11 protein-coding genes and 1 rRNA gene are annotated in these 13,765 nt (G+C 71.9%); 11 read left to right on the top strand and 1 reads right to left on the bottom strand.

What is annotated here, in order from left to right:
* Positions 1-116: 116 nt before the first annotated feature.
* The 11 genes from rrf to AHOG_RS19105 all read left to right on the top strand — a co-directional run bounded on the left by rrf (position 117) and on the right by AHOG_RS19105 (position 13,056).
* Positions 117-233: ribosomal RNA gene (gene rrf / locus AHOG_RS19155) — 5S ribosomal RNA — on the top strand.
* 1,664 nt (positions 234-1,897) lie between these two features.
* Positions 1,898-3,136: a tetratricopeptide repeat protein gene (locus AHOG_RS30075; RefSeq protein WP_245856324.1), complete on the top strand. Its 1,239-nt coding sequence runs from the start codon at positions 1,898-1,900 to the stop codon at positions 3,134-3,136.
* 14 nt (positions 3,137-3,150) lie between these two features.
* Positions 3,151-4,221: an HAD-IIA family hydrolase gene (locus AHOG_RS19145; protein WP_093944611.1), complete on the top strand. Its 1,071-nt coding sequence runs from the start codon at positions 3,151-3,153 to the stop codon at positions 4,219-4,221.
* A 55-nt stretch (positions 4,222-4,276) separates the two neighbouring features.
* Positions 4,277-4,495, top strand: a complete 219-nt coding sequence (locus tag AHOG_RS19140) for a hypothetical protein (RefSeq protein ID WP_093942575.1) — start codon at positions 4,277-4,279, stop codon at positions 4,493-4,495.
* Positions 4,496-4,497: 2 nt separating this feature from the next.
* Positions 4,498-5,364 carry a TlyA family RNA methyltransferase gene (locus AHOG_RS19135; protein ID WP_093942574.1) on the top strand — a complete coding sequence of 289 codons (867 nt, stop codon included), beginning with the start codon at positions 4,498-4,500 and terminating at the stop codon, positions 5,362-5,364.
* Complete coding sequence (locus tag AHOG_RS19130; protein WP_093942573.1) at positions 5,361-6,254, top strand: NAD kinase; 894 nt, start codon at positions 5,361-5,363, stop codon at positions 6,252-6,254. Before AHOG_RS19135 ends, AHOG_RS19130 begins: the two co-directional genes overlap by 4 nt.
* 122 nt (positions 6,255-6,376) lie before the next feature.
* Entirely contained in the window at positions 6,377-8,128 is a 1,752-nt protein-coding gene (gene recN / locus AHOG_RS19125; RefSeq protein ID WP_093944610.1) for a DNA repair protein RecN, read from the top strand.
* A gap of 89 nt (positions 8,129-8,217) precedes the next feature.
* A complete protein-coding gene (gene steA / locus AHOG_RS19120; RefSeq protein ID WP_093942572.1) occupies positions 8,218-9,402 on the top strand; it encodes a putative cytokinetic ring protein SteA in 1,185 nt (394 codons plus the stop codon).
* A complete protein-coding gene (locus AHOG_RS19115; RefSeq protein WP_093942571.1) occupies positions 9,399-10,526 on the top strand; it encodes a copper transporter in 1,128 nt (375 codons plus the stop codon). Before steA ends, AHOG_RS19115 begins: the two co-directional genes overlap by 4 nt.
* Positions 10,527-10,669: 143 nt before the next feature.
* Positions 10,670-12,379 carry a CTP synthase gene (locus AHOG_RS19110; RefSeq protein WP_376700058.1) on the top strand — a complete coding sequence of 570 codons (1,710 nt, stop codon included), beginning with the start codon at positions 10,670-10,672 and terminating at the stop codon, positions 12,377-12,379.
* The gene (locus AHOG_RS19105) at positions 12,376-13,056 is read left to right on the top strand and encodes an NUDIX domain-containing protein (protein WP_093942570.1); all 681 of its coding nucleotides are present in this window, start codon (positions 12,376-12,378) and stop codon (positions 13,054-13,056) included. The genes AHOG_RS19110 and AHOG_RS19105 overlap by 4 nt, the downstream gene beginning before the upstream one ends.
* 204 nt (positions 13,057-13,260) lie before the next feature.
* Here AHOG_RS19105 and AHOG_RS19100 read toward each other — a convergent pair whose 3' ends face one another.
* Complete coding sequence (locus AHOG_RS19100) at positions 13,261-13,749, bottom strand: DUF1707 domain-containing protein (protein WP_093942569.1); 489 nt, start codon at positions 13,747-13,749, stop codon at positions 13,261-13,263.
* Positions 13,750-13,765 lie beyond the last annotated feature (16 nt).

The raw sequence follows: 13,765 nt of genomic DNA, 5'->3' as shown, positions 1-13,765 counted from the left end.
GTGGTTCTGAAGGAACAATTGTTCCTGTCCGGAACAGGTCTGGGCCACCCCCCCTTTTTTTGGGGGGGTGGGTTCGGGTGTGTTGGTGGGTGGGGATGGTGTTTCTTCGCAGGTGTGTCGGTGGTCATAGCGGTGGGGAAACGCCCGGTCCCATTCCGAACCCGGAAGCTAAGCCCTCCAGCGCCGATGGTACTGCACCCGTGGGGGTGTGGGAGAGTAGGACGCCGCCGACCTTTACCTCAACCGATGGGTGGAGGGGAGACTGGTTGTAGCACCCTTGTGTGTGGTGCTCCCGGTTTTCCCTCCACCCATTTTTTATGTTCTGGTGCGGCAGTCGTGTTGTGGCTGGGCTCGACACTTCCGGAACAGTTGCTACCGTCCCACCCAGACCAGTCGTTTTGTGTCAGCAGGAGGTCTCGTGTCCGGTTCAGAAGAGCGGTCCGGCGGTAACAGCCACCGCTCACCCAGCCACTCGGGGTCAGGTCGTGGCCCTAGCGGTGGCGATCGGGCGCAGCGAGACGGCAGGTTCTCCGGGTCGAGAGACAACGCGCGCGATCGGGACCGAGGTCGGGATCGCGACGGCGGCCGAGACGACCGTAATCGGGGCGGTGACGGACGGGGACAGCGTCCCTTCAACGGCGCTGAGCGTCCTCGCCGGTCGGATGCGCCACGGGGCGAGCGCCGGGAGGGTGACCGGGGCGGTCGCCCCGCGCCTCGGCGTGACGGCCCTGCGGGCCGGGACCGTGATCAAAGCAGGCAGGGTGGCTACGGCCCGCCGCGTGGTGATCGGCCCCGTTCCGGCTATCAGGGTCGGTCGGGTTCGCAGGGCGACGATCGACGTGGTCGCCCGGACGAGCGGCGCGGCGGCACGGGTGACTCTCGTGGCCGGGCAGGCTCGGACGACCGTCCGAGGCAGCAGGGATCCTTCGATCGCGGCAGGCCCGCCGAGCGTCGCGACGATCGCGGACGCGCGGGAGCACCGCGGGGCAGCGCTGATCGCCGGAATCAGGGCGGCGGCTGGTCGCGTGGCTCGGATCGACCGGAGTCCGGGGGCAACCGGGACCGTGGTCTCGACGGCGACCGTGGTCCCCGTCGGGACGGCGGCGGAGCGCCTCGCCGGTTCGACCGGACGGAGCGTCGGGACACCACGGCTGGCGGCGGCGGTGGACCGCGCTCGGATCGCCCGCGTCGAGACGACTCCGGCGGGGGACGGCCGTCGTCTCGTTACGACGGGCCCCGGCGCAGCGACTTCACCGACGGCCGTGGTTCCACCGACCGGCGGGCGGGTTCCGGTGGATATCGGGATTCGCGTTCGGGTGATTCGGCTCCGCGTCGTGAGTGGGAGCGGCGAGACGGCGGCGGTGCCAGGCGGACCGATGACCGGCGTCCCGTAGGCTCCTCCGACCGAGGCCGATCCGAAGATCGTGGTGCGTTCCGGGGCCGGGACGATGACCGGCGGCCTGGCGGCCGCGGTGGTTTCGGGGACCGACGGCCCACCCGTGACGGCGATCGACGGGACTCCTCGACGGATCGTCCGGAGCGGTCGTTCGACCGTAGGCCGCCCCGCGACGATGACCGGCGTGGTGGTTCGGCCGGTCGTTCGGATCGTCCGGAGCGGTCCTATGACCGTAGGCCGCCCCGCGATGACGACCGGCGTGGTGGTTCGGCCGGTCGTTCGGATCGTCCGGAGCGGTCCTATGACCGTAGGCCGCCCCGCGATGACGACCGGCGTGGTGGGACAGGCCGGCCCGACCGTCCTTTCCGTGACCGTGACCGTGACGGGCGGCCTGCCGGCCGCGATCGTTTCGGCGGGCGGGATGACCGCAGGCCTCCGGGTCGGCGTCGTGACGACCGAACCGAGTCCGTCCGGGAGCCGGAGCTGCCCGAGGACGTCGAGATGACCGACCTCGATCCCGCCGCTCGTCGTGCACTGGGCTCGTTGTCGGGGACCCTGGCGGAGCTGGTCGGCAGGCATCTGGTCGCGGCGGGCAGGCTCGTGGACGAGGACCCCATGGCCGCGCTGGCACACGCCAGGTTCGCCCGTTCCAAGGCAGGCCGGATCGGCCTGGTCCGGGAGGCGGCCGGGGTGACCGCGTATCACGCGGAACAGTGGGCGGAGGCACTGACGGAGCTGCGCGCGGCGCGTCGGATGAGCGGCGGTCCCGGCATGATCGCGGTGATGGCCGACTGTGAGCGTGCGTTGGGCAGGCCGGAGCGTGCTCTGGAACTGCTGCGGTCGCCGGAGGCGTCCCAGCTGCCCGCCGCCGAGGTGATCGAACTGCGGATCGTCGCGGCCGGCGCCCGACGGGATCTCGGCGAGCTGGAGGCCGCCGTGGTGGCCTTGCAGGGCCCGGACCTGGACCCCAAGCGCCGTCAGCCGTGGAGCGCCCGACTGTTCTACGCCTACGCGGACAATCTCGCGGCCGCCGGACGTGGGGACGAGGCCGTGCGCTGGTTCCTCAACGCGGCGGAGGCCGATGACGAGGATGAGACGGACGCCTCCGAGCGTGCCAGCGACCTTGCCGACGAGTTGGCGGGCCGGACCCCTCCGCGGCGCTACGCACCGGTGGAGGAGCCTGCCGAGTCGCGGCCCGAGGCCGTCGACGGCGATGACCGCCGGGAGGCGGCCGACACGGCCCGCAAGCGGCCGGTCCTGGAGGACCCGCCCGAGCCCGCGACGCCCGTGGAGCAGGCCGCGATGACGCCGCAGAGGCAGGCGGGGCCTGCGCGGCCCGACTCGGCCGCCGATGCGGACTCCGCCACGGCGGAGGTCGACCGTGAGTCCTCGGGCTCTGAGTCATCGGTCCCTGATTCCTCGGGCGAGGAGCCGGACCCCGCCTCCTCGGACAGCACGTCCACTGCGCAGGCGGGGCGCGACTCGGCGGCCGGAAACGACGAGACGAACGCGGAGACGCCCGCGTCCGGGGCAGGCGCGGCGGCGAAGTCTGCCGAAGCGGCGGACACCGACACTCCGGAAGAGGTGTCCGACCCCGCTGAGGCGGCAGACCCCGAGGAACTGCCGGATCCGCAGCAGGCGTCGGACCCCGAGGAGCGGGCGGCCGACGAGACCGCCACGCCTGCCGCGGAGGAGACGACCGGCACGACCGATCAGCCCGGCACCGCCGGGGATCGTTGATCGAGGAGGACGGCATGGGCGGGTTCTCCGCCGCGCGAGGGGGCGTCGAGGTGGGGCGGCGACTGCTGGACCGATACGACGCCCTGCTGCTCGACCTGGACGGCACGGTCTTCCGGGGCGGGGAGCCGGTGGCCGATGCCCAGGCCACGTTGGTGCGGGCCCGCGCGGCGGGTCTCACGCTCCGCTTCGTCACCAACAACGCCTCTCGGACCCCCGGAGAGGTGGCGGACCACCTGCGGGCGATCGGCTTCGCCGCCGACGTTCCGGAGGTGAGCACCAGTGCGCAGGCAGGCGCGGCGGTGCTGGCCGGTCGGCTTGACCCTGGCACCGAGGTTCTCGTGGTCGGCTCCGCTGCCTTGCGTGCCGAGGTCGCGTCGGTGGGGCTGCGGCCCGTGCCCGCCGCCGAGGCCGCGTCACCGGAGCGGTTCGCCGCGGTGGTGCAGGGACACTCGGTCGCCACGGCCTGGCCTGATCTGGCCGCCGCCTGCCAGGCCATCCGCTCCGGTGCCTGGTGGGTGGCGTGCAATCTCGATCCCACGGTTCCCACCGAGCGTGGCCAGCTGCCCGGCAACGGGTCGATGGTCGCCGCGCTGCGGGCCGCCACCGGGCAGGCACCGGAGGTGGCGGGCAAGCCGAAGGCGCCGCTGTTCGAGGAGGCGGCGCGCACCGCGGGCTCCACCCGCCCACTGGTGGTCGGCGACCGCCTGGACACCGACATCGAGGGTGCCGTCGAGGGCGGCATGGACGCGCTGCTGGTGCTGTCCGGCGTCACCGACCCGGCTGCTCTGCTGGCGGCTGAGGCCGCCAGACGTCCGGAGTACCTGGCAGCCGACCTCGACTCCGTTCTCGAGGACGCGGAGTCGTTGCGGATCGTGCCGCAACAGGACTGGCGCATCGAGATCGTCGGCGGCGAGTTGACGGTGCGAGCCTCGGGTTCCGAGCCGACATCCGAGCAGCCGCAGGCGCTCGGTCTGCTTCGCGGCCTGTGTGCGGCATGGTGGACCGGGCGGGAGTCGGCCGGTCGTCCCGTGGTGCGGCCGCTCGACGAGACCTCGCGCGCTGTGGTGAACGCACTCGGCCTGTGACTCATGGCAGAGTGTTCAGCGTGACCAGTTGGCGATCACGAGACGAGCGGATCGGATGAACGCGGACCAGCGCCCGAACCCGATGGTCTTGTCGACCAGACGCGAGTCAGAGTCGGATGCGGCGGCCGACCACGCGAACGCGATCGCCGAGGTCGAACAGGCGATCCGGCTGTTGGACGGCTTGGACGAGCTGGCGACCGCCGCACACGTCGCCCGTTTCGACGCGGTGCACGCCGCGCTCGGCGACGCCCTCAGCGGCATCGATCGGATCTGATCGTGGCACGACGGGTACGGCTGGACGCCGAGCTGGTGCGTCGGGGGCTGGCGCGGTCGCGTGAGCAGGCGGTCGAGCTGGTCAACGCGGGGCGGGTCGTGGTCCGCGGGATGGTGGCGCGCAAGCCTGCCACCGCCGTGGAGACCGACGCACCCGTCCTCGTGCAGCCCGATGAGGACGACCCGGGCTGGGCATCGCGCGGCGCGCACAAGCTGATCGGGGCGCTGGACGCCTTCGAGCAGGCGGGGCTGAGCGTGGCGGGTCGCCGCTGTCTGGACGCGGGCGCCTCGACGGGCGGCTTCACCGATGTCCTGCTGCGCCGGGACGCCGCCGAGGTGGTGGCGGCGGACGTGGGCTACGGCCAGCTCGTCTGGCGGCTGCGGACCGACGACCGGGTCCGAGTGCTGGATCGGACCAACGTCCGTGCTCTGAATGCCGAGGTGATCGGCGGCCCGGTGGATCTGATCGTGGCGGATCTGTCCTTCATCTCGCTGCGGCTCGTCCTGCCCGCGCTGGCCTCCTGCGCCGCGCCGGGCGCGGACCTGCTCCCGATGGTGAAGCCGCAGTTCGAGGTCGGCCGGGCTCGGCTCGGCTCCGGCGGGGTGGTGCGGGACCCGGCGGCCCGCGTCGATGCGGTCGTGGAGGTGATCCGGGTGGCCGAGAGCCACGGTCTGGGCTTCCGCGGCGTCGTGGCGAGCCCGCTACCCGGCCCGGCGGGCAACGTCGAGTACTTCCTCTGGTTGAGAAGAGGACATGCCGTCGCGGGGCCGCCGCCCGCCGACGGCTCCGCCGCTCCCGCCGACACGCCGGGAGAGCCCGACGACATCGAACAGGCCGTCCGCGCGGCCGTGCGGGAGGGGCCTCGATGACCCGCGAGGTGCTGATGGTCGTCCACACCGGACGGCAGGCGGGCAGGCGGATCGCGCACGAGGCGGCGGCGATGTTCGCCGACGCAGGCATCAGGCTTCGGGTTCTCTCCGACGAGGCACCGGACCTGGACGCGAACTGCTACGACCGCGTCGTCGAACCGGGGCCGGACGCGGCGAAGGGGGTGGAACTGGTCTTCGTGCTGGGCGGCGACGGCACCCTGTTGCGGGCCGCCGAGATCGCCCGTCCGGCTCGCGTTCCGGTGCTGGGCGTGAACATGGGGCGGGTCGGCTTCCTCGCCGAGGCAGATTCCGAGCATGTCGCGGACGCGGTCCGTGCGGTGGTCCGGCGTGATTACCAGGTGGACGAGCGGATGACGGTGAACATCGTCGCCTCCTACAGGGGCGAGGTCATCGCGCGAGACTGGGCGCTCAACGAGGCCAGCGTCGAGAAGAGCAGTCGGGAGCGCATCCTGGACGTCGTGGTCGAGGTCGATGGACGGCCGGTGTCGGCCTTCGGATGCGACGGCGTGCTGTGCGCCACGCCTACCGGGTCCACGGCCTACGCCTTCTCGGCGGGCGGACCGGTGATCTGGCCCGAGGTACCCGCGCTGCTGGTGCTGCCGAGCAACGCGCACGCGCTGTTCTCTCGGCCGCTGGTGGTCGCCTGGACCTCGGTGGTGGCCGTCGAGATCGCCGCCGACGGGCATCCCGCGGTGTTGTGCTGTGACGGGCGTCGCACCGTGGAACTGCCGCCGGGGGCGCGGGTGGAGGTGTTGGCGGGTGATCTGCCCGTGGGTCTGGTCCGATTGCGGCCTGCGGCGTTCACCGACCGGCTGACCCGCAAGTTCTCGCTTCCGGTGCAGGGATGGCGCGGTCCTCTCGACGACTGACCGCCCCGGTCGCGTCCACTGTGCTTCTCGGCCTGGCCGCAGGCCGCCGAGGCAGCTCCAGGGGTGCCGACGGGTCCCGGTCGTCTCACCACGGCGATAGGGTTCGGGGTGTGCTGGCCGAGATGCGAATTCAGGGCCTCGGCGTCATCGACGAGGCCACCCTTCACCTGCACTCCGGTCTGACCGTGGTGACGGGGGAGACGGGTGCGGGCAAGACGATGGTCGTCACCGGTCTCCACCTGCTCAGCGGCGGGCGAGCGGAGTCGTCTCGGGTGCGGGCGGGTGCCGAACGTACCGTGGTCGAAGGACGTTTCCGCGTCGAAGGCACGGGCGGCGCCGCGAAGGTGGCGGCCGACGTCGGTGCCGAGCCCGACGAGGACGGCAGCCTCATCGCCGTGCGGACGGTGAACGCCGACGGCAGATCCCGTGCGCATCTGGGCGGGCGCTCGGTGCCGATCGGGGTGCTGGGTCAACTCGCGGAGCAGGCTCTCGCGGTGCACGGCCAGAACGACCAGCTGCGGCTGCTGCGTGCGGGGGAGCAGCGGATCGTGCTGGACCGGTTCGCGGGCGAGCCGGTGCTGGCTCCGCTCGCCGAGTACCGGCGGGTCCGTGCCGAATGGCTCGGAGTCGCCCAGGAACTGCGCAGGCGCACCGAGCAGGCCGAGGAGTTCGCCAGGGAGGCGGGCATCCTGCGACACGGGCTTACCGAGATCGAGGCGCTGGACCCGCAGCCCGGTGAGGACGAGGAGCTGGTCGAGGAGGCGCGGCGCCTGGCCGATGTCGATCAGCTGCGCGGGTCGGCTCTCGGCGCGCAGCTGGCGTTGACCGGGGCCGCGGACGGTGATCCGGATCAGCCCGGTGCACTCGGGATGCTCGGCGAAGCCCGTCGCCGGCTCACCGGAGCCGACGACGCGCGGCTCCGCGAACTCGAACCCCGGCTCGCCGAGGCGATCGCCGTCCTGGTCGACGTCGGCGCGGAACTGGGTGGGTATCTCGACCGGCTCGACGCCGACCCGGCACGCCTGGAACGGGTGTTGTCTCGGCAGGCCGAGCTCAAGGCCCTGACCCGGAAGTACGCCGCCGACATCGACGGCGTGCTGGCCTGGGCCGCGCAGGCGCGGGAACGACTGTCGCTGGTGGACGGTTCCGACGAGACGCTGGGGGAACTGGCCCGGCGTCGAGAGGCGTTGGAGACGGAGCTGGCCGAACACGCCGAGCGGGTGGGTGCGGCACGGGTCGCCGCCGCGGTGGAGCTGGGTGAGGCGGTCTCGGCGGAACTGGCCGGCTTGGCGATGGCCTCGGCGCGCATCGAGGTCGGGGTGACGCGACGGCCCGCCGTTCCCGCCGACGAGGCGGCGCTTCTGTTGGACGGGCAGCGGGTGCACGCGGGGCCCGACGGAGTGGACGAGGTCGAGCTGCGGCTGATCTCGCACGAGGGCGCGCCCGCGCTGCCGGTGCAGAAGGGGGCGTCCGGCGGTGAACTGTCCCGTGTGATGCTGGCGTTGGAGGTGGTGCTCGCCGACTCCGATCCGGTTCCGACGATGGTGTTCGACGAGGTCGACGCGGGCGTAGGCGGGCGGGCGGCGGTGGAGGTAGGGCGTCGGCTGGCCCGGCTGGCGGTGTCGCACCAGGTCGTCGTGGTCACCCACCTTCCGCAGGTCGCCGCTTATGCGGACCGGCATCTCGTGGTGCACAAGGGTTCGGGCTCCGGGATCACGAGCAGCAGCGTCCGCACGGTGAACGAAGAGGACCGTGTCGTCGAGCTGGCCAGGATGCTGGCGGGCATGGACTCGACGGAGACCGGCCGGGCCCACGCCGAGGAGTTGCTGTCCGTGGCTGCCCGGGATCGAGCATCATTCGGTACGGGGAGGTAGCCCGCACGTCCGGGTGAGGTCGCCTGCGTGACCCGGCGGAGCGGCGTGTCCGGACTGCTTTGCGCCATCGGCCTTGTCACTATCTGGGAATGAAGTTCACCGGCCTGCTGACTCGGCGTAAGCAGAATCTGCCCGGAGTGATCGGTGTGGCTCGTGTCGAGCGACACGGCGACGAGTTCCTCAGCCGAGTCGGTCCCGGCGAGATCGCGGTGATCGATCAGGTCGACCTGGATCGTCGGACCGCGGAGGCGCTGGTGTCGGCGCGAGTCGCCGCCGTGGTGAACATGGCCACCTCGATCTCCGGCCGATTTCCCAACCTCGGCCCGGAGGTGTTGCTGTCGGCGGGTGTCCCGCTGGTGGACGACGTCGGCGACGATCTGCTGCTCACCCTCAAGGACGGAACGCGGGTTCGGCTGCACGAGGGCGTGCTGTACTCCGGCGAGCTGGTGGTCGGTCGGGGTGTCGAACAGACGGCGGACTCGGTGGCCGACCAGCTCGTCGAGGCGAAGGCGGGGATGTCGGCGCAGCTGGAGGCCTTCTCGGCGAACACGGCGGAGTTCCTTCGGCAGGAGCGGGCGCTGCTGCTGGACGGGGCCGGACTGCCGGAGCCGACCGAGGATCTGCGGGGCAGGCGGGTGGTGGTCGTCGCGCCGGGGCCGGATCACGCCGCCGAGCTGCGGCGGCTGCGCCGGTTCGTGAAGGAGTCCCGTCCGGTGCTCGTCGGCGTCGAGCAGGGCGCGGACACGCTGCGGGAACAGGGGCTGCGGCCGGACGTCATCGTCGGCGATCCCGAGCGGATCTCGGTGGAGTCGCTGCGTTGCGGCGCCGAGCTGGTGGTGCCCGCCTGGCCGGGGGGTGAGGCGCCGGGGCTCGCTCTGGCCCATGACCTCGGCGTGGCGGCGGTGACCGTGTCGTCGACGGTCAATCCGGAGGATCTGGCGCTGCTGCTCGCCGAGGACCGGGGCGCCGAATTGATCGTGGCCGTGGGCTGCGAGGCCACGCTGCACGAGTTCCTGGACCGGGGTCGCACCGGGTCCAACCCGTCGACGGTGCTGACCAGACTGCGGCTGGGCGGCAGGCTGATCGACGCCGAGGCCGTGTCCGTGCTGCACCGGAGTCAGGTGACCTCGGGCGCGGTGGCGCTGTTGCTGGCGGGCGTCGCGACGGTCCTGACGGCGGCGGTGGTCGTCTCCGGACTGGCGCCGGTCTACGGGCAGATCGCCGTGGAAGGCCTGACCGATTTCAACAGCTGGGTGAAAGGGTTCTTCTCGTGATCACTCTGCGTTATCACTTCGTCGCGATGGCCGCGGTGTTCCTGGCGTTGGCCGTCGGAGTGGTCCTGGGTTCCACGACGGCCGCGGAACGGTTCCTCGCGGGAATCGGCGACGGCGGGCCGTCGTCCACCGAACAGCTCACGAATCTGGAGAACGAGCGTGACGACCTGGCCGCTCGGCTGAGGGACGCCGAGGCGTTCGCCGTCGCCCTCGCGCCGCGGATCGTGGCGGGCAGCCTCGACGGGCAACGCGTGGCGCTGCTCAGCACGGTCGACGCGGACGCCGCCGATCGAGACGCGGTGCGCGAACTGATCGGCGCGGCGGGCGGCACCGTCTCCGGCGAGATCCAGCTCACCGACGGCTTCACCGACCCGGCTCGTGCGGATCAGCTGCGAGAACTGGTCCGCGGGGTGCTCCCCGCCGGTGTCCGACTGCCCTCCGCCGTCGACCCGGGAACCCTCGCGGGCGGCCTGCTGGGCGCGCTGCTGCTGACCGATCCTGAGACCGATGAGCCGCAGGCCTCCGCGACGGAGAGCGCCGCGGCACTGGGCGGGCTGGTCGACGGCGGCTTCGTGCAGGCGGGCGGCGAGGTCGAGCCTGCGCGGCTCGTCGTCGTCATCGACGGCGGAGTCAGCGCGGCGAACGCGGCAGGAGACCGGGCCGCCGTGGTGGCCCGGCTCGCCGCCCAGCTGGACCGGTCCGGTGCCGGGGCGGTCCTCGCGGGCCGGGCGGGTTCCGCGACGGGACAGGGTTCGGTGGGTCTCGTCCGGGCCGATCGCGCGGTCGCCGACATCCTGTCCACGGTGGACGACGTGGAGCGGCCTGCCGGTCGTATCGCGGTGGTCCTGGCGTTGCGGGAGCAGAACGAGGGAGCAGCCGGTCAGTACGGCGTCGCCGAGGGCGCTCGAGCGCCCGTGCCGGAGGCGTCGCCTGCGGCGGCGGACACGGGGTCGGCGGACACGGGCCCGGCGGACGACACGGGCCCGGCGGACACGAGATCGGCGGACGACGCGGGCCCGGCGAACACGGGCCCGGCGGACGGCTCGGGCCCGGCGGACGGCTCGGCGGAGGAGAGCGACGCGGCGCCCTTCGACGACGCGGCCGTCGTCGTCGGGGGCGGATGACCCGCGCTCCGGCCACGTGAGTGGGCTGTTCGTGGCACGTGGTGTTACGTTAAGACCCCGTGGATCGGTATCACGCCGTCCTCCCAGAAGCTAGTCCGATCCGGTGACGGTCGGTGAATCGGGAACCACGGGGAGCCCTCTTGGTGCTGCAGGCACGCACGATCAAGCACGTGTTCGTCACGGGAGGAGTCGCATCCTCTCTCGGGAAGGGGCTGACGGCATCCAGCCTGGGGCAGTTGCTCACGGCCCGTGGCCTTCGGGTCACCATGCAGAAGCTGGACCCTTATCTCAACGTCGATCCCGGCACGATGAACCCCTTCCAGCATGGTGAGGTGTTCATCACCGAGGACGGCACGGAGACCGACCTCGACGTCGGCCACTATGAACGTTTCCTGGACCGGGACCTGTCCGGTCGCGCGAACGTGACCACCGGCCAGGTGTACTCGACGGTGATCGCCAAGGAGCGGCGCGGCGAGTACCTCGGTGACACGGTTCAGGTCATTCCGCACATCACCGACGAGATCAAGGCCCGTATCCGGGCGATGTCCGAGCCGGACGAGAACGGGATCACCCCCGACGTGGTGATCACCGAGGTCGGCGGCACGGTGGGCGACATCGAATCGCTGCCGTTCCTGGAGGCCTGCCGTCAGGTGCGCCATGACCTCGGACGGGACAACTGCTTCTTCCTGCACGTCTCCCTGGTGCCGTATCTGGCGCCTTCCGGCGAGTTGAAGACCAAGCCGACTCAGCACTCGGTGGCCGCGCTGCGCAACATCGGCATCCAGCCCGACGCCATCGTGTGTCGGTCCGACCGGGAGATCCCGGCGGCCCTCAAACGCAAGATCGCCCTCATGTGCGACGTCGACGTCGACGGCGTGGTCGCCGCACCCGATGCCCGGTCGATCTACGACATTCCGCGGGTCGTGCACGCCGAGGGGCTGGACGCCTACGTGGTGCGCAGGCTGGGCCTGCCGTTCCGTGACGTGGACTGGCGGGTGTGGGGCGATCTGCTCGACCGGGTGCACCAGCCCGCCGAGACGGTGCGGGTCGCGCTCGTCGGCAAGTACGTCGACCTGCCCGACGCCTACCTGTCGGTCACCGAGGCGCTGCGAGCGGGCGGCTTCGCTCACCACGCCAAGGTGGAGATCGTCTGGGTGCCCTCGGACCGGTGTGACACCGACGCGGGCGCCTCGGCGGCGTTGGCGGGCGTCGACGGCATCCTCGTCCCCGGCGGGTTCGGTGTCCGGGGCATCGAGGGCAAGGTCGGCGCGATCCGTCACGGCCGCACCCGGGGCATCCCGACGCTGGGTTTGTGCCTGGGACTGCAGTGCATGGTGATCGACGTGGCCCGGGACCTCGCGGGACTGGACGGGGCGAACTCCGCCGAGTTCGGCGAGGACTGCCCGCATCCGGTGATCAGCACCATGGCGGATCAGGAGGCCGTGGTCGCGGGGGAGCGGGACATGGGCGGCACGATGCGACTCGGCGCCTATCCCGCTCGACTGGTCGACGGGACGGTGACCGCGAAGGCCTACGGCACCACCGACGTCTCCGAGCGGCATCGGCATCGCTACGAGGTGAACAACGCCTACCGGGAGCGGCTGGCCGAGGCGGGGCTGGTGTTCTCCGGGTTGTCCCCCGACGATCGGCTCGTCGAATTCGTGGAGCTGCCCGCCGAGGCACACCCGTTCTTCGTCGGCACCCAGGCGCACCCCGAGCTGAAGAGCAGGCCGACGCGTCCGCATCCGCTTTTCGCGGCGTTCGTGCGGGCGGCGGCGGATTACAAGGCCCAGGAACGCCTTCCGGTGGAGCTGTCGGGTGCGACGCCGAGCAAGGCGGGAGCGTCGCGATGACCTCGTCGCCCCCGCAGCCCACGTCTTCCGACGGCGTGTCACGGACCAGGGGCGAGCACGAGTTCGACGTCGTGAGCAGTCACGACCGGTACGCGGGTCGGGTGATGGCCCTGCGGGTCGACGAGATCGCCATGCCGGGCGGCGGCACGGGGCGTCGAGAGGTCGTGGAGCATCCCGGCGCGGTCGCGATCGTGGCCGTCGACGACGAGGGCCGGGTGGTGCTGATTCATCAGTACCGGCATCCGCTCGGGCGACGGTTGTGGGAACTGCCCGCCGGGCTGCTCGACGTGGCGGGCGAGCCTGCGGTCGACACGGCGCGCCGTGAGCTGGCCGAGGAGGTCGCGCTGTCGGCCTCGCGGTGGTCGGTGCTGGTCGACGTCGCCGCGTCACCCGGTTTCACCGACGAGGTCGTCCGGGTCTTCCTCGCCCGCGACCTGCACGAGGTGGCCGAGACGGCGGCCGAGGGCGACGAGGAGGCCGATCTCGTGGTGCGGCGGGTGCCGTTGGACGAGGCGGTGCGCATGGTGGTGGCGGGCGAGATCGTCAACGCCTCCACCTCGGCCGGGCTGCTGGCGGCGCGTGCCGTGCTGACCGGTCTCGCCGAGGCCAGGGACATCACGGCGCCGTGGCCGGACCGGCCCACCCGATGGGCGGCACGCCGGGCGGACTCGTCCTGATTCGGCCTGCGGTGGCACGGCGAGTCGAGTCTCGCCGTGCCACCGACCGCTGCGGCCCGTCCTCGCCGAGGGCTGCTCAGGTCGCCTTCCCGGCGTGCTGGGGGTCTGTCGGATGACCCTGTCCGTGGGACGACCCTGTCCGTCGGATGGCGCGGCCTTGGCGGCGCCCGCCTGAGGACGACGCCGGCTCCCGGGCGGGACGGGTCAGTCGCGGAGCCGGAGCCCGTTGCGGTCTCGACCGCCGTTGGCGATCAGCAGGATGCCGTCGATCCAGCACCAGAGGACGCCGATGCCGAACACCGGTGTCAGGAGCAGCTGGGCCAACCCGATGCCGACGTGGCCGGTGTAGAAGCGGCCGATGCCGAGGCTCGGGACGAGCTGAAGCACCCCTGCGGCGATCTTCGACTTCGACGAGTAGACGACGTCGTCGGTCGCGGGCGGCGCCGAGGGACCGCGCAGAGTCGGCGGCCGCAGGGTCGGCACGCCCGGCAGCACCGGATGCGGCGCGGGCAAGTCGGTGAAGACGGCGAGCAGCTGCCCGTTCGTCTTCGCGTCCATCGTGTTGGTGAGTCGTTGTTCGTACTCCTCCAGGCTCAATCGGCCTTCGGAGAGATGAATGCCCAGGGCGCTCACGGCCGATTCGCGCTCCGTGGTGCCGATCCGCTTCTGGTGGAGATTGTCTGCGCCTGCCACTGGATCACCGTAGCGC

Origin of the sequence: Actinoalloteichus hoggarensis (assembly GCF_002234535.1) — a bacterium.
GTDB classification, from domain to species: domain Bacteria; phylum Actinomycetota; class Actinomycetes; order Mycobacteriales; family Pseudonocardiaceae; genus Actinoalloteichus_A; species Actinoalloteichus_A hoggarensis.
The sequence above is the reverse complement of the archived record's forward strand: the minus strand, read 5'-3'. Positions and strand labels throughout refer to the sequence as shown.